This is a genomic window from Caballeronia sordidicola (assembly GCF_000729995.1).
GTDB lineage: Bacteria > Pseudomonadota > Gammaproteobacteria > Burkholderiales > Burkholderiaceae > Caballeronia > Caballeronia sordidicola_A.
Window position 1 is genome coordinate 18,576 of record NZ_JNFG01000009.1, and the last position, 23,551, is coordinate 42,126.

The 23,551-nt window shown below is 59.7% G+C and carries 23 protein-coding genes; 2 read left to right on the forward strand and 21 right to left on the reverse strand.

Translation table 11 applies throughout. The features are described from left to right. Positions 1-231 precede the first annotated feature (231 nt). Positions 232-645 (forward strand): VOC family protein, encoded by a 414-nt coding sequence (locus FH08_RS0109525; RefSeq protein ID WP_031358104.1) that lies wholly within the window; start codon positions 232-234, stop codon positions 643-645. Between the two features lie 40 nt (positions 646-685). Here the strand turns inward: FH08_RS0109525 and FH08_RS0109530 are convergent, their stop codons facing one another. The 10 genes from FH08_RS0109530 to FH08_RS0109585 all read right to left on the reverse strand — a co-directional run bounded on the left by FH08_RS0109530 (position 686) and on the right by FH08_RS0109585 (position 11,737). Beyond that, complete coding sequence (locus FH08_RS0109530; RefSeq protein ID WP_031358105.1) at positions 686-1,861, reverse strand: porin; 1,176 nt, start codon at positions 1,859-1,861, stop codon at positions 686-688. Between the two features lie 636 nt (positions 1,862-2,497). Next, positions 2,498-3,598 carry a nuclear transport factor 2 family protein gene (locus tag FH08_RS49370; protein WP_051888029.1) on the reverse strand — a complete coding sequence of 367 codons (1,101 nt, stop codon included), beginning with the start codon at positions 3,596-3,598 and terminating at the stop codon, positions 2,498-2,500. Continuing rightward, positions 3,595-4,839 carry an MFS transporter gene (locus FH08_RS0109540; RefSeq protein ID WP_031358107.1) on the reverse strand — a complete coding sequence of 415 codons (1,245 nt, stop codon included), beginning with the start codon at positions 4,837-4,839 and terminating at the stop codon, positions 3,595-3,597. Before FH08_RS0109540 ends, FH08_RS49370 begins: the two co-directional genes overlap by 4 nt. Positions 4,840-4,922: 83 nt before the next feature. Then, complete coding sequence (locus FH08_RS0109545) at positions 4,923-5,927, reverse strand: VOC family protein (protein ID WP_235210317.1); 1,005 nt, start codon at positions 5,925-5,927, stop codon at positions 4,923-4,925. Between the two features lie 18 nt (positions 5,928-5,945). Beyond that, on the reverse strand, positions 5,946-6,533 hold the full coding sequence (locus tag FH08_RS0109550; RefSeq protein WP_031358109.1) for a cupin domain-containing protein: 588 nt from the start codon (positions 6,531-6,533) through the stop codon (positions 5,946-5,948). Further along, positions 6,530-7,084, reverse strand: a complete 555-nt coding sequence (locus tag FH08_RS0109555) for a nuclear transport factor 2 family protein (protein ID WP_051888030.1) — start codon at positions 7,082-7,084, stop codon at positions 6,530-6,532. Before FH08_RS0109555 ends, FH08_RS0109550 begins: the two co-directional genes overlap by 4 nt. 136 nt (positions 7,085-7,220) lie before the next feature. Next, complete coding sequence (locus tag FH08_RS49375) at positions 7,221-7,925, reverse strand: porin (RefSeq protein WP_051888032.1); 705 nt, start codon at positions 7,923-7,925, stop codon at positions 7,221-7,223. A 71-nt stretch (positions 7,926-7,996) separates the two neighbouring features. Continuing rightward, entirely contained in the window at positions 7,997-8,854 is an 858-nt protein-coding gene (locus FH08_RS0109570; RefSeq protein ID WP_031358112.1) for a fumarylacetoacetate hydrolase family protein, read from the reverse strand. 5 nt (positions 8,855-8,859) lie between these two features. Further along, positions 8,860-10,170, reverse strand: coding sequence for an alpha/beta hydrolase (locus FH08_RS0109575; protein WP_235210318.1), 1,311 nt, complete (start codon positions 10,168-10,170; stop codon positions 8,860-8,862). 4 nt (positions 10,171-10,174) lie between these two features. After that, positions 10,175-11,737, reverse strand: coding sequence for an FAD-dependent oxidoreductase (locus FH08_RS0109585; protein ID WP_268810824.1), 1,563 nt, complete (start codon positions 11,735-11,737; stop codon positions 10,175-10,177). A 739-nt stretch (positions 11,738-12,476) separates the two neighbouring features. Between FH08_RS0109585 and FH08_RS0109590 the strand changes: the two genes are divergently transcribed. Continuing rightward, a complete protein-coding gene (locus FH08_RS0109590) occupies positions 12,477-13,451 on the forward strand; it encodes a LysR family transcriptional regulator (protein WP_031358116.1) in 975 nt (324 codons plus the stop codon). 180 nt (positions 13,452-13,631) lie between these two features. Here FH08_RS0109590 and FH08_RS51740 read toward each other — a convergent pair whose 3' ends face one another. From FH08_RS51740 to FH08_RS48270, 11 genes are all read right to left on the reverse strand, one after another. Then, the gene (locus tag FH08_RS51740; protein WP_075583311.1) at positions 13,632-13,937 is read right to left on the reverse strand and encodes an FAD-dependent oxidoreductase; all 306 of its coding nucleotides are present in this window, start codon (positions 13,935-13,937) and stop codon (positions 13,632-13,634) included. Next, positions 13,909-14,757, reverse strand: coding sequence for an oxidoreductase (locus tag FH08_RS0109600; RefSeq protein ID WP_031358117.1), 849 nt, complete (start codon positions 14,755-14,757; stop codon positions 13,909-13,911). Before FH08_RS0109600 ends, FH08_RS51740 begins: the two co-directional genes overlap by 29 nt. Before the next feature lie 111 nt (positions 14,758-14,868). Further along, entirely contained in the window at positions 14,869-15,567 is a 699-nt protein-coding gene (locus tag FH08_RS0109605; protein ID WP_031358118.1) for a dienelactone hydrolase family protein, read from the reverse strand. Between the two features lie 245 nt (positions 15,568-15,812). Then, positions 15,813-16,943 carry a porin gene (locus FH08_RS0109610; RefSeq protein WP_031358119.1) on the reverse strand — a complete coding sequence of 377 codons (1,131 nt, stop codon included), beginning with the start codon at positions 16,941-16,943 and terminating at the stop codon, positions 15,813-15,815. Positions 16,944-17,128: 185 nt separating this feature from the next. Beyond that, a complete protein-coding gene (locus FH08_RS0109615; RefSeq protein WP_031358120.1) occupies positions 17,129-18,274 on the reverse strand; it encodes a branched-chain amino acid ABC transporter substrate-binding protein in 1,146 nt (381 codons plus the stop codon). A 106-nt stretch (positions 18,275-18,380) separates the two neighbouring features. Beyond that, positions 18,381-19,034 carry a glutathione S-transferase family protein gene (locus tag FH08_RS0109620; protein WP_031358121.1) on the reverse strand — a complete coding sequence of 218 codons (654 nt, stop codon included), beginning with the start codon at positions 19,032-19,034 and terminating at the stop codon, positions 18,381-18,383. 139 nt (positions 19,035-19,173) lie between these two features. Beyond that, entirely contained in the window at positions 19,174-19,554 is a 381-nt protein-coding gene (locus tag FH08_RS0109625) for a RidA family protein (protein WP_035565803.1), read from the reverse strand. A gap of 31 nt (positions 19,555-19,585) precedes the next feature. Next, complete coding sequence (locus FH08_RS0109630; RefSeq protein ID WP_031358123.1) at positions 19,586-19,933, reverse strand: RidA family protein; 348 nt, start codon at positions 19,931-19,933, stop codon at positions 19,586-19,588. Positions 19,934-20,023: 90 nt separating this feature from the next. Beyond that, positions 20,024-21,376: an NAD(P)/FAD-dependent oxidoreductase gene (locus FH08_RS0109635; RefSeq protein WP_031358124.1), complete on the reverse strand. Its 1,353-nt coding sequence runs from the start codon at positions 21,374-21,376 to the stop codon at positions 20,024-20,026. Then, entirely contained in the window at positions 21,373-22,587 is a 1,215-nt protein-coding gene (locus tag FH08_RS0109640; protein WP_031358125.1) for a pyridoxal phosphate-dependent aminotransferase, read from the reverse strand. The genes FH08_RS0109635 and FH08_RS0109640 overlap by 4 nt, the downstream gene beginning before the upstream one ends. A 21-nt stretch (positions 22,588-22,608) precedes the next feature. After that, complete coding sequence (locus tag FH08_RS48270; RefSeq protein ID WP_051888036.1) at positions 22,609-23,547, reverse strand: fumarylacetoacetate hydrolase family protein; 939 nt, start codon at positions 23,545-23,547, stop codon at positions 22,609-22,611. Between the last annotated feature and the right edge of the window lie 4 nt (positions 23,548-23,551).

The window sequence follows — 23,551 nt, forward strand, 5'->3', positions numbered from 1 at the left end:
ACTTGTTTTCGATGAGTTCCGCGTCGTCGTTGAACCAGGAGGAGCGGTCGGGCTGGCAAGTCTGCTGGCTAACCCTGAAATGTTACGAGGCAGAAGCGCCGTAGTAATAGCGTCAGGCGGAAACGTTGACCCGCAGCTATTCATCCGTGCGCTTCAGGAAACCTAGTGTGTTTTGCCGAACGGTCTGAAGTAGCCAAAACCTGAGTTAATCATCCAGATAGGGGGGCACTAATGCCATTGCCATTTCATTTCGCATTTCACGTGGTCGATCTCAACGCGTCACGAGAATTTTACTGCAACGTCATTGGATGCACCGAAGGGCGAAGCACAGCGACCTGGGTTGACATAGATTTTTTTGGACACCAATTGTCACTTCATCTTGGTCAGCCGTTTCAAACCTCGAATACAGGGGAGGTCGGTTCGCATAGGGTGCCGATGCCTCACTTCGGGGCGATTCTTCCCATGCAGGAGTGGCACGTTCTCGCGGAGCGGCTAAGGAAGCATCATGTTTCGTTCGTTCTTGAACCGAGCATTCGTTTCGCGGGAGAGCCCGGGGAGCAAGCCACCATGTTCTTCCTGGACCCGTCCGGAAATCCGATCGAGCTTAAGGGGTTCAACGAAATGGGCTCGGTCTTCTCGGTTTGAGTTGGGACGTTGCCCTGCCTCCTTAGCGCGACAGAACCCTCTAGAACCGGTGACGTATCCCGACCACCGCGAGCGCCTGCTCGCGACTCGTACCGTAGAAGCCTTCGTCACTCACCGAGGCCGTTGCCGGCACCAGATTGTCCTGGTTACTGAGCGTGTTGCCGCTGGCTCTCTGATAGACCGCGCTTAGGTAGATATCGGTTCTCTTGGAGAGGAGGTAATCCGCCCCGAGGGATACCTGGTTGTAGCTTGCCGATGCGCCTTCGCCCGTTGCTTTCGTATAGTTGTAGCCGGCGGCCAGGAAGAGCGCCGGATTCACCGCGTAGTGGAGAAATCCCGAGCCGCTATTAAACGTTAGGGTCGCGTTGGAACCGAACTGATGGAACTTCGAGTTGCTATATGCTGCACCTACGATCCAGGAACCAAACACGTAGTTCGCGCCGATCCGTCCAATCTCATTGGACGTAATGCCTTCAAACTGGACCACAGGGTTGTTATATAGAAGATTGTCAGCGCTGGTCGACGCAGTCATCGAGGGAGCGCCGTTGACCAGCGCTGCGGTGTTCTCGACTTTGCTGATAGAGTAACCGCCGGCCACAGAGAACCCACCGTTCGTGTAAGAGGCGGCAAGACCGTAGAACCCGCCTGCCGAAACCGATCCGGCTATGCCGTTGAGCGCGGCCATTGCTTGGAACTGAAGGCCTGCGAAAGTCGGACTGACGTACTTTATCGAGTTGTTGATACGCAGGACGGCGTCATAGTTATCGACATTGCCGACTGTTGCGAAAAACGCGCCGAAGTAGATATCGGCGGTCAGCGGTCCCAGTAATTCCGTGACGGGGTCGTATTGTCGACCGACCGTCAGCGTTCCATACCGAGCGCTGGACAGTCCTACGTAGGCTTGATGGCCAAACTCGACGCCCGACGGGGACATGCTCCCCGTGCTCGGGTTGATGCTACTCTGAAGATTGAATATGGCACTCAGATCTCCGCCAAGCGCTTCTGTCCCCTTCACGCCCCAGCCACTTGTTTGAATATTGTTATTGAGAAACCCCACCCGGTTGGTGCTCGTGGTCCCACCAGCGTTGGTCACAAAACCTATGGCCGTATCGATGACGCCATAGAGCGTCACGCTGCTTTGCGCGTGGCAGACACCCGGCACGATGGTTGTCGAAAGAACAACGCAGGGCAAGACTGCGGCTTTAAAATTCTTCATGACTAGTCTCCTTGAGTGGATATTGATTTATTGAGATTTACTAAAAAACATTTCATGCAACGAGGTGTGCATGAGAAGCGGACACGATAGGCACGAGCTTCCATCAGAAGAATCGCACTACTAAAAGTAATCGTTTTTCATACACGAGCCGTACAGCTACTGCACTATCTTCGATCGCTTCGGGTTTCACCGGGGACGTCGGATAACGTCTCCAGATAGCATCGTCGCGACGTCAGAATCGTTTCGGTATCCAAAATTACCGCGGACTGTGAAAAATCCGAATAATCCGGCAAATCTATACAACGCTGCGGCTTATGATAGAAATTCGCGCTTACCGAGTCCGCTGTCCATACTCCGCTCAAACCTGCGCCAGTTTTCTTTCTGCACGACAGCCAAGTACAACTTCGTCCCGCCGGGTGGCAGAAAGTCGGCCGAAGCCGTCGTTCATAGTGCAATTCGAGAACGACAGAAAAACTGTGCAAAAGCCGCCAATCGGAAACAAAATGCGAAGGTCACATTTGAATACGCTTGTGCTCACCTTGCATCAAGCGACTCGACGAATTCGCGACCTCCAACTGACTTACCTTACCAAAACATTGGACCCATACGCATGCGCGTCGACGGGTTTATGACATATCAGCCGCCCCGGCCGATATAACCATAGAGCGGATCATTTGCGCCGCGTTGACCACGCAGGAACTTCGCGGCCGGATACTTTTCCCAGTACTTGAAGGTTTCCGGATCCATACGGCTCGCATCGAAGATCACGTCGCGATGAACGATGGCCCAGCGGCCTTCGCGCTTCTCGAACTTGTCCAGATACCGGCCAACGATGGTGGCGTCCATGCCGTCCGTCATCTGACACCAGGCGATGTGATACGTCTCGACGAAGGCGTGTTCGGCATCGCCAAACTCGCACAGGATGTTGCTGATGAAGTGCATCATGCCCTTGATCGGCGAGCCGGGTTTCGGGCGCGTGAACGAGACGACGTCGATGAACTCGGTGGCGAGGCCATCGAACATCCCGTGCCTCTCGGTCGCACCCGGGTGATAGCAGCCGTGAGCCAGTTCCGCATCCGCACGGTCGCCGGCGCGGGCGCGGCGGTACAGGACTTCTGCTATTTCCTGCTTGTCGAGCAGTTGCTGGACAGCTTCCGTACTCGATCTATCCGACGGATCCGGCACACCGGCCACACTCGGCAAGCGGCCGCGCACAGCGCCGCCGAGCACATAGAGCGGGTCTCCCGGCGTGCGGTTGCCCATCAGTGCAACCGGCTGGGTCTGCGAGTCCCCAAACGGCTGCGTGGCGGGCATCACGCGCGACCAGTCATAGACGATGTCCCGGTGCTGTATCAGCCAGCGCCCGTCGCAACAGCGGAAGGTGTCGAGATAGCGTCCGCCGATGTGGAAGAAGACGCGTCCATCGCCTTCTGCATAGGTCTCGTGAGCCACGTGGTAGCTCTCGACAAAGACATCGCCATTGTCGAGAAATTCGAACAGCGCATTCCCAATGATGTGGAGCTTGCCGAAGCATTCGGGGCCTTTGAGCCGGGCGACTTCAAGGCCGTCGATGAAACCGTGCATGGGCCCCTGGTAAGTGCCGTGATTGTCCGTGCCGTCCTCGGGATGGCAGCCCTTCATCAGAACGGAATCGTAGCGATCGGCACCACGCGCCCGCGCATGGAGCAAGTCGATGATTTCCCGCTTTACCAGATAGTGTTCGAGTGCTTCGTTCATTTGCGCGGCTCCGCGAGGACTTTGATTTCAGTCAGGGTTTCGGTTTGTGCTTTCGCGTAGCGACGCGGGTCCGGCATCATGAGCAGGATCGCTGCGCCAGCAAGGGTTCCGACGGTGGATACCCCCAGGGCGGTGGAATAGCTGCCTCCATCGGCAATCCGGCTGATCATCACGGGGCTCGCACCGGCCGAGAGAACGAGGCAGCCGTAGGCTAGGCCGTAGAGTTTCCCAAAGCTCGCCAGGCCAAAGTAACGCGAGATGCAATAGGCCATGATGTCCAGTTCGGCTCCGATCGTCAGGCCGATACCGAAGGCCGCAATCGCTATCAATGCCGGATTGGACTGAATCAGCAACGCACAGCCCATGCCGGAAATCGCAAAGGCGAATGCAGCAACACGGGGTGCGGCGAAGCGGTCCAACGCAACACCCGAGCCGAGACGACCGGTGAGTACCGCCAGACCGATCAGGGACTGGACTTGTGCTGCACCTGCGGGTGTGAAACCCCGCTCACGCAACAGAATGATCAGGTGAAGCAGATAGCCGCCGCTGAAGAAGGGAGGCATAAGAAAACCGAGCAACATGATCCAGAAGAGCGGGCGGCGAAACGCCGAGAAGTCACCGCCGGCCCTTCTGGAGCCGCCTTGGGCCGCCCCTGAGTCGCCACGATCACTGCGGATGAGCAACAGGCCGCTGCCACCAAGGATGACGACCAGCGCGGCCATCACCCGATAGCCACCACGCCATCCCAGATACCCGATCGCCCATGTGGCCCAGATCGGCCCGGTGATCGCCATCAGGCCGAGCCCGCTGATCATGATGCCCAGGGCCAGGCCACGAGCGCGATCGAAACGCGCCGTCACCATCCGTGCAAATCCCGGCGGCGTCGTACCGACACCGAGAACTGCGAGCAGCGCGATGCACCCGGCGTAGACACTGTAATCAACCGGTACGGTGCTAAGGAGCGCGAACGCGAGTGCCTCCCCGAATATCGAGAAGGCGACGACGCGAAACGCGCCGAAACGATCCATCATGGCACCTGCGATCGGTGCACAAACCGCGACGCTGGCCGACAGGATCAAAGTGGCTTGTGCCAGCTGATCCCGCGTGAAACCCACGTCGGTCAGCGTGTGAACAAATGCGCCACTCGTGTAGGCATAGAGGCCGATCGTGCCGGTCGCGGCGGCGATGGTGCATCCGGCCAGGGTCCGCCAATGATGGCGAAACTCATGTAGGGTGGTCATTCATTTGTCTCCTGTGTCGATTGGAGTTAGCGCTTTAGCGAATACTCCGATCCCATGCAAGATGGTTGCTGTAGATTATTTATTTAAACGTCGTGCCCGTGACGTTGACGATCAGATGAAAGCATCGGCGTAGCCTGTTCGAAGTTCGTAACGAAGTCATTGGGGACTTCCGGCCCCCAGACGTAAAACGAATCCTCCGGGGGGTGGTCGGCCGCGGGCCATTCAAGGTCATGCGGTATGAAGTCGATATCGAACGAGTACTCGGCGTAGCTGCCCCACGGGTCCCGGACGTAAAAGAAATAGTTCGACCCCAGCACGTGGCGCCCCACACCCCACCCACGGGCATAGCCTGCGGTGCGCATTTGCTCGCTACCGCTTCCGACTTCGTCGACGCTACCCACGTCCCAACTGGTGTGGTGCAGCCCGGGCGCGTCCGACCTGGCGAAAGCGATGAGATGATGGTCGCTGCCGTGCGGTCCGTGTATGAATGCGATGCCATCGCCGGACCGGTCGGAGAGCCGCAGGCCCAGGACCTCCTCCGAGAACCTGAGCATGCGCACGACGTCGGGGGTGAAGAGCAGCACATGAGACAGCGTGCGCGGCCGAACCTGCGGCACCTGACTCCGGGCCGGCGCCGCGCCTTGGCATGGGCTGACCTGACGGGCTGCAAGCGGCCGGCACTTCTCGCTCGGCGATACCTTGTCGGCGACGACGATCTGCAGGGGTACGCCGTCTGGCGTGCAAAGCCAGAGCCCGCCGCCATCCGACAGGTGGTGCGCCGCGGTGCCGATGCCTCGTGATGCGATACGCTCCTGCATCGCATCGAGATCGCTGGCGTAGATGCCCATACGCAGGTATTGCAACTGCTTGGGCTGCCTCGACGCGTAGACCGACATCCAGCAGTGCTGACCGCCGTGCGTGTACACGTCCAACCGCTCGCCGACGCGCCGCACGTCGAGCCCGAAGGCCGTATAGAAGCGTTCTGCCTCGCCCAGTTCCGGCACCGTGAAGACGACGCAGTCGACGGAATGCACACCGACGGCATTCTCTCGGCGCGTCTGCAGATTGATCACACTTTGATGATTCACGACAGCCTCCGAAGCGGCTCAGCGCCGACCTATGGCGGCGGCGATGGCCGGATCCAGCGCACCGTCCGTCAGCACGAAGAGGAGGCGGCACGGCCGGCCGGATCGATTGGCCCACGCGTGATTCGTGCCCCGCTGAATCACGACGCTGCCAGCGGCCAACGTCACGTCCGAATCGTCGAGGATGAGCGTGATCTCGCCTTCGATGACCACGCCGTAGTCGACCGTTTGCGTTCGGTGCATGAGCGGGTGCGGAGAGTCGGCCGTGACGGTCGACGCCGACGCATCGCCGGTCTGGCCGAAGGCGGCGCTCATCTTCTTCGCGCCGTGGGCAAGAAATTCCGGCGTGTCGACCGGCACATCGACAAAGCGAAATCGCGTCCCCATGCGGGGCGGCGCAAGCAGCAATGGTCCGATGGTGGGATCGCTGCCGTTGTCGATAGGCGCTGGCGCACCGCTCGTGCTCCAGACCTCGTGGAACAGCGTGCCCGGAATTGCTGCCAGTTCGACGACGGTGGTCAGCGGTCCGTCGGAACTGACGATTGCCTTGCCATTTTCATCGTGTCCGGTGACTACGCGGCGAATATCAGGGAATTGCGAAGTGTTCATGATGCGATCTTCCCGGGTGAGTGCGTGCCCTCAGGGCCACGATGGGTGTAGATGTAGAGGGGGTCGCTTTCGCCGAGCTTTCCATACAGGTGCGGGGCGGCCGGATGTTCCTCCCAGAACTTGGCTGTTTCCGGCTCCGCCCGGCTCCAGTCGAAGATCACGTCCCGGTGTACGATCGCCCAACGGCCATCGCGCTTCTCGAACTTGTCGAGATAGCGGCCACCGATCGTCGCGTCGACGCCGTCCGTCATCTGGCACCAGGCCACGTAATAGGACTCGACGAACGCATGCAAGTCATCGTCGAACTCCGTGAGGATGTTGGTCACGGCGTGGACCATGCCTTCGGTCGGTGATCCGGGCTTGGGCCGGGTGGACGACAACGCGTCGATGACCTTGGCAGCCAGCCCATCGAATTCGCCATGTCGCTCGGTCGCGCCGGCGTGATAGCACGCGTGCGCCAGTTCGGCATCGGACCGATCGCCTGCGCGCGCGTGGCGATATAGCACTTCGGCAATCTCCTGCTTGGCAAGCAGTTGTTGAATGGGATCCATGCATTTACCTCGATTGATGATGAACAGAATTCGAGAAAATCGTCCGGCGATCGCTTGCCCACGCGTGCCTCTCAGAGGTGATGTGCCATGCCGAAGTCGTAGGCGGTCGTCGCAGCGGAATCGATAAAGCGCGTGATCATGCCGCCCGCCGGCAACGCATCGGTTCTTGCCTGTGAAACGGCCACCTGAAAACGCTCCTCTTGTAGACAAGGCGCACCAATGTCTGTTGTGCAGCACCGGATGTCGTCGTGTTGCCCTCACGGACGGAGATGCTGACCGCGCCCGAGAAGCCGCCTGTCGCGGGGGTGAAGTACTTCACCATATTACGGGTGTAGATGGCCGTGGTTTCGTTCTTGCCGACCGTGCCGAAGGCCGTTCGCAAGGGACCGTTTTGCGAAGTATCGTACAGGACCCCTGAGCTGCCCATGCCAATGTTCAACCACGGATCGTTTTCGAACCACGCCACGTAGGTCGGATTCAGGTCGTAACCCATGCGCAGCGTGCCGTAGTCCTTATGGCCCAATTCTAGATAGGCGTCTCGGCTCCAAAACTGGCCGGGCACCGTCGCCGACCGTGCCGCTCCCGTATTGGGGAACATGACAGTCTCGAGCTTGAGGCCCGCGGACATGCTACCCCCGAGATCCTCACGGCCGCGCAATCCTAACCGGCTGGTCCGGACACCGCCGCTGCTGAGGCTCGTGACGGACCCGAGACCTTGGTTGTCGACGTAGCGCACTCCGAGGTCGATGATGCTGTATAGCGTGACTGAGGATTGCGCGTAGGCAGCCGAAGTACAAAGGGTTGTGCAGGCCATTGCGCCTAACAAGATCTCTTTCAACACACACGTCTCCTGGATTTTTTTATTTTGAATCTACTTTTGCGTCGCTGGCTCGGCGGGATGGTGCTCGGGGATCAGGTCTCGTCGACGACGCGGTTGCTCAGCACACCGACGCCCTCGAGCTCGATTTCGCAGAGGTCCCCGGCCTTCATCCAGATCGGTGGCTTGCGCGCGAGGCCGACGCCTGAAGGCGTGCCGGTGATGATGATGTCGCCGGGCACGAGGGCCATCCCCTCGGAACAAGCAGCGACGAGCGTGGCCACGTCGAAGATCATGTCGCGGGTGTTGGCGTCCTGCATGACTTCGCCGTTTAAGCGGCACTGCAGCCTCAAGCCCGTGGCGCCAGAGGGCAGTTCGTCTGCCGTGACGAACTCGGGGCCGAAGCTTCCGCTCCGGTCGAAGTTCTTGCCCCACAGCCACTGGCCCGAACGAAACTGGAAGTCGCGTATCGAGCCGTCGTTGAACAGCGAATAGCCCGCGACGTGCTCGAGCGCCTTGTCCTTCGAGATGTAGCGGCCACCTTTGCCGATCACCGCCACGAACTCGGCCTCATAGTCGAACTGGGTCGACACCTTGGGCCGCACGATCGCCTCACCGTGTGCGACCCACGAGCTGGGAAAGCGCTGAAAAATGACCGGATGACTGGGCGGCTCGAACTTGCTCTCCTTCGCGTGGTCAGCGTAGTTCAGCCCGATGGCGAAGGCCTTGGAGGGATTCTGGACCGGTGGCAGCAGGCGTAAGCCTGCGAGAGGACGGCGCACCGTGGCGGCTGCCGAAGCTTCCACGGCAGCACGCATTCCGCTCTCGCCACGGCACAGCAACTCATCCAGCGTGGACGGTAAACCGAGTGCCGTGATGTCCACGACTTCATCGTGGATGCGCACACCCAACGCGGGCTTGCCGTCGTCGGCGATGAAAGCGATCAGTCTCATTGCGTTTACTCCTCAGAAGATTTCAATGAATCCAGCGCCGCTGGCCGACGCTGCAACAACGCGGCAAAGGCACGGCAGATCTCGTCGTTGGCTCGACGGGCCGACACCGATACCTCGAAGAAACCCAGGAACGGATGGAACATGTCTTCGAACCGGAGCACCTCCACGGGAACGCCAGCGGCGTCGAGGCGTGCCGCATAGGCCAGTCCCTCTTCGCAGAGCGGGTCTTGTCCGGCAATCGCCAACACCGCAGGCGGCAATCCGCTGAAAGCCGTGGCGTGCAAAGGGGAGGGCGGAAACATGCCGGCTTGCGCTGAGTTCGATCCCATGTAGAGCCGCGAGATATCACGCAGATCCGCGGGCGACAGCATCGGGAAGTCGCTCCGTTTCGCTTCGATCCGTAAGGTGTCCCGAGCCAGGTCGACGCCAGGCACCACCAGCAGTTGTGCCGCGAGACGCTCCTTGCGGTCCCGCAGGGTCAGGGCGGTCGAGGCGGCGAGGTTGCCACCTGCACTTTCGCCTGCCACCGCCACGCGTGATTCATCGCCTCCCAGCACCGACACGTTGCGGATGGCCCATAGCGTGGCCGTCAACGCGTCATCGTGCGCGGCGGGAAACGGATGTTCGGGCGCCAGCCGATAGTCGACAGATACGACGACAGCGTGCATGTCGCGACAGAGCTTGCGCGCGATGTCATCCATCAGTTCGACGCTACCGAGGACGAATCCACCACCGTGGAAGAACACTACCGTCGGCAACCCCGTTTGTGCCTCTTGCGGGCGATAGACCCGCACCGGAACATGAGCGCCGTCGAACACGGCGAGGGCATCTTCGACAGCGCCAACGATGGGCAACGGAAAACGTTCCCGCGCTGCCATGATGGCGCATCGCATTCGCTCGCGGGCTTGCGCGGGGGTGCCGGAAAATGGCGGCGGTGCGTTAGCGACGCGCATGGCCGACACAACGGCGGCCAGTTCGGGATCGAGTGGGAGTGGTGTCGCAGCGTTGCTCATTGCAGTTCGGGAATGTACTGTTGGGAAGCAAGCGCGTTGCCGCAGCCCGTGCACATCGACATTGAGAATGCGGCCATGGCGCTTGATGGCGCGTCCAGCAACAAAGACCGTATCCGCGTTGTCCGGACGGGCTCGCAGGACCCCGGTGCCGATCGCATCGACACGCCTGGCATCGTGGGCGGCGATAGGCGGCGCCGCGATGCCTTTGCCCTCGACCAGGATGTCGCCCTTGGGAAGGTCGCCGATGGCCGTATCCGTGCTTAGAACCCGGCCGCCAGTCAGGAGAATGCGTCGCTCGCTCACAATGTCATCCCTTCAGCCATTTGCCGATTTGCGCCCGGGCTTCGCCGGCACCCGTCACCGTCGTACTGGCCCACGCCACGTAGCCGTCCGGTCGCACCAGTAGTGCCTTCACGCTGTCCATCGATGCGGGAACATGTGCGGCGCGAGCCTGCAACACCGTGACGGGCAGTCCGGACACATCGAGTGCCTCGAACTGGCGGCTGAAGCCCTCGAGATCGATCAGTACGAAGTGCCGGCACCGAAGGGTTTCCGTCACCGCGACGGAACGCCCGTCGAGCAACAGCAGATCGAAGTCGGGACAGCGCAGACCGGTCAGCGGGTGGCTATCGGCATCGCGCGGGTAGGGCGCTTCCAGGCCGCATAGTTCCAGCACCAGCCTGCGTTGCACATCGGGCTGCGCAACGATGTGCTCCTGCATCCGGCGCTTGAGGGTCACTGCCTCCGGCTCGAAATTGAACTGCAACGCACACTGCGCCTTCACGCTGTCGAGCAGCGCGCGCATGACCGGGAGACGTTCCGTGTCATACGTGTCGAGAGTGGCCGCGTCGGCCACGCCGTTAATGACGTTGGCGAGTTTCCAGCCGAGATTGAAGGCGTCCTGCAGACAGAAATTCATTCCCACGCCGCTCGCAGGGTAATGAATACGCGAGGATTCGCCGACCAGGAAAGCACGTCCTTGGCGCAGGCTTGGGACCGCACGCATCTGGTCGTCGAAACGCGATGCCCAACGGTATCCCTCAATGCCATAGTCGGTCCCGTGCACGTCGCGAATACACTGGAGCGCCTCCTCCAGTGTGACGGGCTCGTCCTTCGGCGCATGGCGACGATCACGGTGCACAATATTGAACCGGGTAATCCCTTCGCCAAACGTGTAACCGCGTACCCAGCCCATTCCGTTATCGATGTTGATCCGTCCACCGGGCCAGGGCGCCTTCAGTTCAGCATCGATCACGATGCCGCGAAAGGTGCCCGAGCGGCCGTCGAACGGCAGACCGATTTTCGAGCGTACGGTACTGCGGCCTCCGTCGGCGCCGATCAGGTAAAGCGCGCGCAGCGTCGAGATAGCACCGGAGGTATCGACCACGTCGACCTCGACACTGTCTGCATGTTGACGGACCTCCCGAGCTTCGGCGCCGCGTTGCACCTCAACGCCGCATTCCGCCGCCCAGTCCCACAGAATTTCTTCGGTCATGTTCTGTGGTAGGCCCAGCGTGAAACCAAAGCGCGTTTCCAGATACTTCCATTCGATCGGATGGAACCCGGCCCAGATGTGGGACGGACGAAACGGGTAATCGGCGATCTTGCGCGTCTTTTCAATGAACCTGTTCGCGATGCCGCGTGCATCGAACAACTCCAGCACGCGCGGCAGGATTGTGCCGGCGCGCGACTGGACTCCTTCGGTACGACGCTCGAGCACCAGCGTCCTGACGCCTCTTCCTGCCAGTTCCGCGGCGACCGTGAGGCCTGACGGTCCACCACCGACAACTATCACATCCCACTGCATCGTGTTTCTCCATCTACTTTGTGGACAGGAATTCTGTACCGCGATCCCGGAAACTCCGAGCACGGTGGAACCTCATTGGCGGCGGTGAGTTGCCGACGGTTCGCTCCGGTGTTGCGTTCGGACGTGAAAGGAACAAGATCAGCAAGCAGGTCATACTTGGACCACAGCGTGAGCGTATTCACCCTGTCTGACTTCAGGATACGAATCTTGCGAACGACGTACTTCTACCGTTGTTCGGAATTGCATTTTGGCTAGGTCGAAAGAACGCGGACATATCCGTATCAAGCGTTTGCCTGTCCGATATCGTCCAGAACGGCACCGCGTAGGACAGGTGATCTGATACGAGCTGCCGCTCCTGCCAGCGTTGGTTCTATAGCCAGTGCCCGTCCCGAGCAGACCGGAGCGAGTCAAACTCGACTGGGTAAAGGTGCTTCCTTAAATAGATATATATAGTTATCCTGACAAATGATCTTGTTTTCATCGAAGAAAATTGCGGCAAAGCATCATGGCGGTCCAGAATGCGATCGCGCATGTGCCAGCTAATACCGACGCCAGCGCGCTTCAATACGCTTCGTGGGCACGACAGGCGCTCCGAGGGGTCAATCGAAGCCTGCTGGGAAGCCGCCGATCCGCGTGATGACCGAAGCGGATCTCGTGAGAGGAAGGGGCATGGCACGTCTCCGGAAATGTTTTGAGCGCCTCGAACGGCTGCTATTTGTTGAGTCGATTATAGATTTCGCGAGACATTTACAAAATTTATTGTTTAAATGTATGTCATTTATTCTGTAAAGGTCACACGAAAATGCGCTTCAACAAACTGGATCTCAATCAACTCGTTGTGCTCGACGCCATCCTGTCCACACGCAGCGTCGGCCGCGCGGCCGAGCGGCTATTTCTCAGTCAGCCCGCAACGAGCTGCTCTCTGGCCCGCTTGCGCGAGTATTTCGAAGATGAACTGCTGGTGCCGGTAGGGAAGACCCAGATTCTGACGCCGCTGGCAACAGAACTGATCAAGCCCGTCAGGGACGTGTTGTTGCAGGTTCAGACCATCACGAGGGCAAGACCGACATTCGATCCGGCAACCTCTACACGGCGATTCACGATAGAGTCGTCCGATTACGTGATCAGCGTCTTTCTTTCCGAAGTGGTGAGACAGGCGGCGAAGCTCGCCCCACTGATGCAGTTCGATCTCCGCGCCCTCAGTCCACAGTCGCCGGAACATCTGGAGGGTGGTGAGGTCGAGCTACTCATTGCCCCTGAATTCAATACGGTTCCCGGACACCCAGCGGAGCGGTTATTTGAAGATACGTTCTCGTGTCTGGTGTGTGCCGACCATCCGATGAAAGGCAGCACGGTCACCGTCGACCAGTATTTTGAATCGGCGCATGTGGGCGTGGAATGGGCAGGCGGCCGGCGAGTGACCTATGATGCGCTAATGATCTCCACCGGGACGCGAGTCCGTCGCCAGGACGTCATCTCGCCGACCTTCACGCTAGTCCCGGAACTCCTCGTCGGTACATCGAGAATTGCCACGCTGCCGACGCGACTCGCCTTGAAAATGGCGCAACGATTGCCGCTACGAATCCTGGCGTGTCCAATCAAAATACCGAAGTTCGTGGAAAAGGTTCAGTGGCACAAATATCAAGAACGTGATCCCGCGATCTCTTGGTTGCGCACGTTACTGCGTGACACAGCACGCGCTCTTCCAGCAGTTGAACTCACTGGGACCGGCACAGCTTCTGCTAAACGAGCGAGCCGACGCGGTGCAACGGGATAGTCCGTGTTGGGGGGGTACCGACCTCTCCGGCCCGTAGGACCCGTTGACAGAATGTCGACGATATTTCCTGCTGGGACGGGTTTCTGTCCCAGAGACGCGATATCGGATTTGAGTATGCAAGCCTAAATACACCGTCCGCCGAAAGGGCGCACCTCCCGACGACACGACAATCCAATCACGTCAGCGATAGGTCAAACCCGTTATGTCGATTTCCATTGGATTTCCTAGCATTATGCCAGTGGCTAGCCGTGCGGTGCCGCAGCACCATGTCCAACCGAGGTGTCCATGGCCAAGGTTAAAGAAGAAATTGCGATGCAGAGACTTGCCGACGATTGGCGTACCATTGGGTGTCATCGGACGTAGTCTCATTGGATTCCGCGCTGTCCGCTTCGATCGCCGTCGCGAGCATCGTGTCAGGCAAGAAGGAACGCATGATCTACCAGCAAGCCAGAGTGTTCTACGTTCCCGGATAGTCTGCGGATTCACTGACTTCGGCCCAGGTTTCCAGGTCGGCCCGTAGCAAGTCGATTTTGCCTCGAACCGCGGACACTGCGGTCTTTCCTAGCAGCAGCCGCATTGGTGGCGCCGGTGATTCAACAGCGTGGACGATAGCCGCCGCTGCGCGTGCAGGGTCCCCCACCTGCCGGCCACTGCCGGCCCGAATCTGTTCTCGGCGAGCGCCGGCTGTGCCGGCGTAGTCCTCGATTATGCTCGCGGCTTCGCTAGCTGATCTCCCGGCCCAGTCGGTACGAAAGCCACTTGGCTCTACCAGGAGGACTTTGATGCCAAGTGGAGTGACCTCATGACTCAACGCCTCCGAAAAGCCTTCGACGGCGAACTTCGTTGCGTTGTAGTAGCCCACTCCCGCGGCGCCGCGTACGCCACCCATTGATGACATGTTGACTATGTATCCTCGCCTGCGTTGGCGCATGGCGGGCAAAACCGCCCGCGTCACATTCGCCAAGCCCCAGAAATTTGTCTCGAACATGCGACGCACCTCATCGTGATCGCTTTCCTCGATGGCGCCGAAATAACCAATTCCCGCGTTGTTCACCAGCACATCGATCTGTCCAAACTGTGCTTCGGCAGTTCTTACAGCGGTCGCAATTTGAGCGGGGTCGGTCACATCCAACGAAAGCAAAAGCACACGCCCTTCATGGCCTGCAGCGATGTCCTCTATGTGAGTCAGATCTCGGGCGGTGACGATGGCACGGTAGCCGAGATTGAGCACGCAATGCGCAATGGCTCTGCCGAAGCCGGTAGAACATCCGGTGATGAACCAGACAGGGCGGTCTTGAGTGGACATGCTATGTCTCAATGAAAAGGATAAAGGGGGCAGGTCCGGGCAACTCGTGCTATTCGGACCACACGAGCGCTTGGTCGCTTAGCCGCAGACGGACCTGGCGGCAAAGCGCTCTCACCGATGCTCACTAAGGAATGTCAATGCGCGCCCGTGAGCGAGCGCTGATGCCGGCTGACAGTATGTCTCCCGTTCTGCGCAATTGAAGCCGTGGTCCGCTTCAGGATACGTATGGATTTCCGCATCGCGTCCAGCGAATCTCTTCCGAAGGTCGTGGGCAAGTGAAATTGGAACGTGCTGGTCGCGTTCGCCGAAATGGAACTGCATGGGCGCGGTGATGGTCCCGGCAAGATCGAGTGCGCCGAGAATGCCGCCGCCGTAATAGGACACTCCGATATCAATCGTCCCTTGCGCGGCGGCCGCATAAGTCAGCCAGCCGCCCAGGCAGAAGCCGACTGCCGCGACCTTGCCAATCATCTCGGGCATGGTCCGCAATGCGGCTGCGGTCGAACCGACGTCCGCCACCGCTTTTTTCATATCGAGCTGGTCATAAAGTGCGTTCGCCCTGACTCGCTCGGCGCCTTCATAGCCGATCTCCATGCGAGGTTGAATGCGCCAGAACAAATCCGGCGCGAGCGCGATGTAGCCATCGGCTGCGTACTGGTCTGCGACGGCGCGGATGTGCGCGTTTACGCCAAAGATTTCCTGAATGATGATGACGGCGGGCCCGGTGCACTTCCGGGGCAGGGAGAGATAGCCCTGGAAGCTGCCGCCGTCATCGGCCGGAATGTCGATCCACCTGGAAGTCACTGACACGTTGATGCTCCTTTTGCCTGGCACGAATGCCACGATGATGAGGATGCAATATCCGGATACTGCGGTTTCACGCCGAGGGTTGCAAATCGCTAAAAGATTCGCAGCCACTTGAGCTAACGAGATCCTGATTCCTGCTCGCGAGGCATGCGCTCCGAACACGCAGGTTCGGAGCGTATGAGGCCAGCCGACACGGGGGCGCTGGACCGGGATAGGCAAATGCCGCCCGCTCCCGGTCTTGCATCGGCTTAGAACTTATGTCGCATCCCGATGCGGGCTACCACTTGCGTCGTCGTGCTTGACTCGTTGCCCGCAAACCCTTGGTACACGTCGGCGTCGGCACCACCGGATGCCTTCTGATAGACCCCCATCAGGTACACGTCGGTACGCTTTGACAGCGCATAGTCAGCCATCAGATTGACCTGGTTGTACTTCGGCTTTGCGCCGTTGAAGTCGACCTTGCCCTCCGTAAATGTGTAGCCGGCACCCAACGTTGCTGCGGGCGTCAGGTGATAGTTGGCCCAGGCTTCGTAGTTATTGAACGTGACCGTATTTCCCGCGATACCGGTGGAGTCGTCGAACCGGGTATTCGTGAATGCCAGGCCCAGTTGCGCCGGCCCAATGGTATACGTACCACCTGCGCCGATCACTTGCATGTTGCGCGGCGCGCCGACGTAGCCAAACGCACCTTCACCATTCGATACGCCCGGGGTTCCGTTGGACTGGAAGTTGCCATCGGCAAATTGCTGGGCCGGATTGCGCGCGTAGAAGTAGGCTGCGCCGAGATATAGAGGGCCGTTAGCGTACGAAACACCACCGGCAATGGTGCTGTTCTGCCGGAAGTTGCCGGCAACGCCACCGAACGCGTACATCGCTTCGGCAGTGACCCCGGCCCACGTAGGCGTCACGTATTTGACTGTGTTGTTCACGCGAAAGCCGTTATCCGAGTTATCGATGTCGCTTGGGTGCGAGAACAACGCGCCCCACTGACCATTGAAGGTCGTTGGTTGCACGATGTCTACGCTCGCGTCGTACTGGCGGCCCAATGTCAGCTGACCCCAGGCGTTGTTGGTCACGCCAACGTACGCCTGCCGCCCGAACTCGAGACCACCCTGGCCCAGACGTCCGTTGAAGACGTTAAAACCATTCTCCAACTGGAAGATCACCTTGGTTCCACCACCGAGATCCTCGCTACCCCTCAGGCCCCAACGGCTGCCTTGGGCGACGCCGCTTTGTGCCTGCACAAGGCTGTGACCGGCCGAGTTGTTCGTGTAGGTGATACCTGCATCGATGATGCCATACAGCGTGACGCTATTTTGGGCGAACGCTGGCGCGGCAAAGGTGCCGGCGAATGCACAGGCCATTAGCGACTTCTTCATTTAATGATCTCCAATAACAATGAGGGAAACCCGTAGCGGGTAGGTTTGCTTCGCATACGCGGGACTTGCGACAGAATCAACGACTGTGAAAGCGCCAAGGCTAGTTAGTTAGCACATTATTTTAGTTAGGTATCCAAATCTAGCGATTTTTAAAATGGAGTAATGCCCTGGCCGCCCACTCGAACTTACAGCTTGACCATGTCCAGCAGGGTCTTCCTGCCACCCTTGTAGTCGTACATCGAAATCACACCGTGCTGGAGGTCCCCGTGCGGATCGAATGTCGTTTCGCCAATCACGCCGTGGTACTTGGTGCTCGGCATGACTGCCAGTATCTTTGCCGGATCGGTAGAGTCAGCGCGTTTCATGGCATCTACGACGATGTACACAGCGTCATACGAGAACGGCGCGACGATCTGGACGGGCAAACCGAAGCGTTTCTGATACTTGGCCGAGAACACTTCGCCTCCTACCATCTTCTCGAGCGCCACTCCACCTGCGGAGCAGACGATGTTGTCGCTTGCGTCGCCAGCCAAGTCGGCTAACTTTTCGGTACACAGTCCGTCACCGCCCAGCACCTTGGCGCGAAGACCGAGTTGCTTGGCCTGCTTCGTGAACGGGCCGCCGGTGGCGTCCATGCCGCCGTACATGATCGCGTCAGGATTTTCGCCCTTGATCTTCGTCAGAATGGCGCGAAAATCCACGGCGTGGTCGTTGGTTGCATCGTGCGAGACCACGTTCAGGCCGAGTGACTTCGCCGTCTTTTCGAATTCGTTTGCGAGACCTTGGCCATAGGCCGTCGAGTCGTCGACAATCGCGACGTTCTTTACCTTCAGCGTCTTGGCCGCGAAGTTCGCCAATGCCGGGCCTTGCTGTGCATCGGTTGCGATAACGCGGTACGCTGTCTTGAAGCCTTGTAGCGTGTAGGCCGGATTCGTCGCGCCCGGTGAAATCTGAACGATGCCCGAATCGCTATAGATCTTCGATGCCGGGATCGAGGCGCCGGACGTCAAGTGACCGACTACGGCGACAACATGGTCGTCGACCAGAGTTTGCGCCACCTGAGTCGCTGTACGCGGGTCACCCGCATCGTCCTGTGCGTCGAGTTCGAGCGTGACTTGCTGGCCGCCGATTTTTAGTCCTTTCGCGTTGATTTCTTCCATGGCCAGGCGCGCGCCGTTTTCACTATCCTTGCCCAAGTGCGCGATGCCACCGGTCAACGGTGCGACGTGACCGATCTTGACTACCTCATCGGCGCTGGCGCTCGTTGCCATCGAAATGAACCACAGCGCTGCGGCGCTGAAAGTCAACAACCTTTGAGGCTTGATGTTCATGTAAGTCTCCAAACGAGTTAGTAATACTAAGTTAATAGTTAATTTAAAAATGAATTGCTTCGCAAACGAGAATCATCGACCTCGCAAGGATGTCGAAATCCCGATTTCAGGGAAGTTCGATACCCTCGCGTTTCAACGCGCGCCTTACCGCTGCGCGCTTGCCCATCTGTAGAGCATGCTGGGTCCAGCACGGAAAGTCTGTCGGCATGTCATATTTGAGCTTGTCGGCCCGCCCCCAGATCCAGAATGTAAAGAGGCTGGCATCAGCAACTGAGTAATGCTCGCCTGCGGCCCATTCGAAGGGCGATGCCGCAAGTTTCCTTTCGACCTGCTCCCACACTTGACGGGTGCTCGCTCTACCTTGCTCGGATACTTCCTGCTTCGCGTGAGCGCTGTGTGCATAACGCTCGGGTCGACGCATGTGCGCAAATGCTTCGTGCAATCCCGATGAGCACCAGGCAAGCCATTCAGCACACCTCGCTTCCTCGCGGGGATCGTCGGGCCACAATTTCGCGTCGGGGTACCGTCGCGCGATATACAACAGCACCGCGGGACACTCGGTCACGACGAAACCATCGTCTATCAATGTGGGGACGCGTCCTTTCGGGTTGATCGCAAGATACTCATTCGCGCGTTGTGCACCGGCTGCGAGCGACACGAGGCACGGCTCGAATGCTTGGCCCGCCTCTTCCAGCGCAATATGCGGCGCCAGAGAACATGCCTGCGGGGAATAAAACAGTTTTGGAACAGATACGTTCACGCTGACAGCTCCATAACATGCAATGCAGAAGTAGCAACCGAATCAATCTTTCAAGTGCGCCGCGCCGCTGATCGTGAGGTGGTCCGTACAATGCGTGGCTTAAGCCGCCTGTATGCCTCGTGATCTCCGGTTGGCATTGTCAACGGTCCACGACAGCGATTCCGTCGATCTCGATCAGCACGCCAGGCGCAAGCCTTGCCACTTCAACGGCGGTGCTGGCTGGCATTGGCGGTTTCAGGAAGCGGCTGCGCGCTTCCCTTACGTCGGACATCGCACCGAGATCGGTGACGTGAATCGTCAGCTTGACGATGTCGGTGAGCGACGCGGCCGCCGCTTCAAGCGTCAGTTTCAGATTCTCGAACGCTTGTGCGGTCTGCGCGGCCATACCGCCGGACACAACCTCGCCGTTTGAATTGCGGCCGACATGGCCCGCCAGATAAATCACGTTGCCGGCCTTGACCGCGTGCGAGTAGGTCGGCGCGGGGTGGACGCCGTGCGGGACAATGAATTCTCTCGTCATGATGGCTCCTGGTGAGCGCTTGGGTAGATGCTTAAGCTGCTGCTACGACGATCAATTCGACCGATAGCCCTTTCGATGCGAGCTGTGCCTGCAACGTCGAGCGTGCAGGCGCGTGCTCCTTAGCGACCCACTGGTCCCATACCGCATTGACGTTGTCGTAATCGGCCAGATCGGTCAGGATCAGTGTGGTGCTGAGGATGCGGGTCTTGTCGGTGCCGGCCTCGGCCAGCAACGCATCGACTTTCTGCAGGACCTCCATCATTTGCTCTGCGGCGGGCTTGCCCGCAGTTCCAACCTGGCCTGTGAGCCATACCGTGCCCTGATGGACGACGCCCATGTGTATGCGTTTGCGAAAGTCGAAGCGATGGATGTCGTTCATATCTGTTTTCCTCTGTTGATACATGTGTCGCCCGGAAAATCCCGGGTAGGTTCATGGAGTGGTGATTCAATAAGTCTTGCGCCTACGTGGTCAAATAGCGCGGGCGAGACCCTTTGGGCGGTCGGCCCATGCGTAGTAACCCATCATCAACGGCATCATCCAGCGGCTGCGTGCCGGCGCGGGTACGACCGGAAAGCGCGCGCTGTCGAACAGCGTGTGGGCCTCATCCCGGTTGCCAAGGATGAGCGCCGCCGCCTTGCGGGCCAGATACGGGCCCATTGCATTGCCGGAAAAACAGTACCCCAGTGCATAGTGCAGCCCGGCCGGATTCACACCAACATGCGGAAAGAGGTCACGTGTCGCCGCACAACGCCCGGTCCACGCATGACTGATGCGGACGTCATCGAGCGCGGGAAACAGGTATCGCAGATCCGCATGCAGACGTTTCGCGATACCCCGCAGCGATGCCGGATCGCTGCCCGTGCGACCGCCGAACAATAGTCGCGTTCCATCGGGCGAGAATGTCATGAAGTGAGCGCGCCGCCGGTTGTCGTGGTAGGTGCGCCGCTTGGGCAGAATGTCCTGCCAGACGGCTTCGGGTAATGGCTCGGTCGCGATCATGTAGGAGTTGATCGGCGCGAGACGATGCTTGAACCATGCGAACTCGTCGCCCGTATAACCGTTCGTGGCAATCAGAACGTTGCGGCAGCGTATCCGTCCCCGCGAAGTTGTTACTTCGAACCGATCGCCTTCCGGTGTGACTGCCTGCACCGGCGTATTGCCGACAACGCGGGCGCCCGCGGCGAGTGTGCGGTCATGCATGAACTCGTAATACATTCCGGGATGAATCGCGCCGTTTTCGATGATGCGCACGCCGCCCTTATAGAGTGGCGAGCCAAGCTCCTGGGTGATCTGAGACGCGTCGAGAAACTCGACTTCTTCTCCAAGCGACAACGCGCGCTTTTCGTACTCGACGTGCAGTCGCGCAAGATGCTCCGCGCTCATGGCCGCTATCACGCGACTGCATTTGCGCCACCCGATGGCACTACCGGCCTGAGCGCCGAGTGCGGCGAGCGAATCGTAAGCCGCGCGCAGTTCGGTGAAATAGCTTTTGGCGGTATCGATGCCAAGTGTTTCGCTCAGATCTCCGAACGAGTGCTTGAAGTTGCGTCCGACTTGCCCGGCGTTTCGCGTGCTCGCACCGTCGCCGGGTCGACCGGCGTCGATGATCAGCACGTCGCGGCCTGCATCGGCGAGCACGCGGGCGGCCTCGACGCCGGTCAGACCCGCGCCGACCACTACCACATCAGCCTCGCGTGGCAACGCACGCCCGGCGTCCGCGAACGACGGCACGGCAGGGCGGGCATCCGCCCAATACGGCTGGAGCAGGACATCGGCGCCGCGTTGACCAGGGTCGCGGAACAGGGTGGGCACGTGATTCATCGGACGGCTTCGCAGAACAGATGGATACGCTTACATGCATCCGCCAGGACGTCGGTGGACGCAGCGTACGAGACGCGGAAATGCCCGGCGCTGCCGAACGCGGAACCATGCACGACCGCCACACCGGTATGGTCGAGCAGTTCGCGCACGAAATCCTCGTCGCTGTGGATCACGTTGCCCGACGGCGCCTTGCGGCCGATAAAGCTGGCGCACGAGGGGAATACATAGAAGGCGCCATCGGGCTTGGCGCACGTCATACCCGGAACGCGTTCGAGTGCGTCGACCACGCGGTCGCAGCGCGCGCGAAACGATTCGCGGCACATGGCGACGAATTCCTGCGGACCACTGAGCGCAGCGGCCGCCGCCCATTGCGCGATCGAGCAGGCGCCACCCGTCAACTGGCTCTGCACGAGTTCGATTGCCTTGATGAGCGGCGCGGGGCCGCCCGCATAGCCGATCCGCCAGCCGGTCATCGCATACGCTTTCGATACACCGTTGACGGTCAGCACGCGCTCACGCAATTCCGGCCGCACCTGCGCGAGGGTCACGTAGGGGGTGTCGCCGTAGGTCAGATGCTCATAGATATCGTCGGACAGCACCCACACGTGCGGATGGCGCAGCAGCACGTCGCCGATCGCGGCAAGCGAGGCAGCATCGATCACAGCGCCTGAAGGGTTAGACGGCGAGTTGAGAAAGAGCCATCGGGTGCGTGGCGTGATCGCACGTTCCAGCGCTTCGGGTTGAAGCAGGAATCCATCCTTTGCATGCGTTTCGACGAACACCGGCGTCGCCCCGCACAGTTGTGTCAGTTGCGGATACGACACCCAGTAGGGCGTCGGGATCAGCACTTCGTCTCCCGGATTGAGTGTCGCGAGCATCGCATTGGCGATGACCTGCTTCGCCCCCGAGCCGACCACCACTTCGGAGAGGCTGTAGCGCAGCCCGTTTTCGCGGCTGAACTTCGCCGCGATCGCTTCCTTCAATGCGGGCACGCCCGACACCGGGGGATACTTCGTCTGGCCCGCGGCCATGGCCCCGCGCGCCGCTTCGCACACATGCTCGGGCGTGTTGAAGTCGGGCTCGCCGATGCTCAGTGACAGGATGTCGCTGCGCCCGGCGGCCCGCAGGTCACGCGCTTTTTGCGTGATCGCGATGGTGGCCGACGGGCTGATGCGTGACAGCGCAGCGGAGCGTTTGAATTCGTTCGACATGAACCTATTCCTCGGCGCGCGTCAGACTGCGCGGATCGGGTTGCTCAGGCGGCCGAGGCCGGCGATGCTCGCGTCGATCGTGCCGCCGAAGCGGCGCAGGTCGATGGTCGACATCTTCCAGGGTTCGACTGCGGGCACGGTGCCGATCGAAAGGATGTCGCCTACTTCAAGCGTATGCGCAGCGGACAGATATTCGATCAGCTCAGGAATGCGGTACACCACATCCGAAGAATCACCTTGCTGCACGAGCTCGCCGTTCAAATGCGCGTCGAGGGCGAGGTTGTGCGGATCGGGCACCTCGTCCGCCGTAACGAGGAACGGCCCCATCGGCGAAAACGTATCGAAGTTCTTCCAGCGACCCGGATACGTCAGTCGCTCCTCGCTGCCATCCTTGCGACGAAGGTTGATCCATTCCGATTTTGCACGCAGGTCGTGAGCGGTCAGATCGTTGTGCACCGTATAACCAAAAATGTGGCGGTGGGCGTCCGCGGCGGCGATATGCTTACCGCCGCGCCCGATCACCAGCGCAAGCTCGACTTCGGGACCCACCGAGCCAATATCAGGAATTTCTATCGGATCGTAGGGCCCTGTAATGCAGGTTCGAAGCTTGATGAAGTATTGAGGGCGCGGATTGTCAGGCTTGATGGAACGTTCGAAGTTGGCCTTGCCATTGATTGCGATAGCAAAGAACTTGGGCGGTTCGGTGACAGGCGCACGCAAATGAATCTGGTCAGGCGAGCGGGCGCCGAGTTGTAGCGCGGCAGCTTCATCAAGCCCGTCGATCCGTGAACGCAAGTCAGCCAGGTCGATTGCACCGTCATGCGCGAGCGCGATGAAATCGACCATCGAGGCGACCGGGCGGTCGAGCAATACAGCGACGTCTACGATCTGACCCGATGCAAGCTGGACGCCGACCCTGCAACGGGTATTGCCGGGGGTATCGAATTGACAAAAACGCATAGAA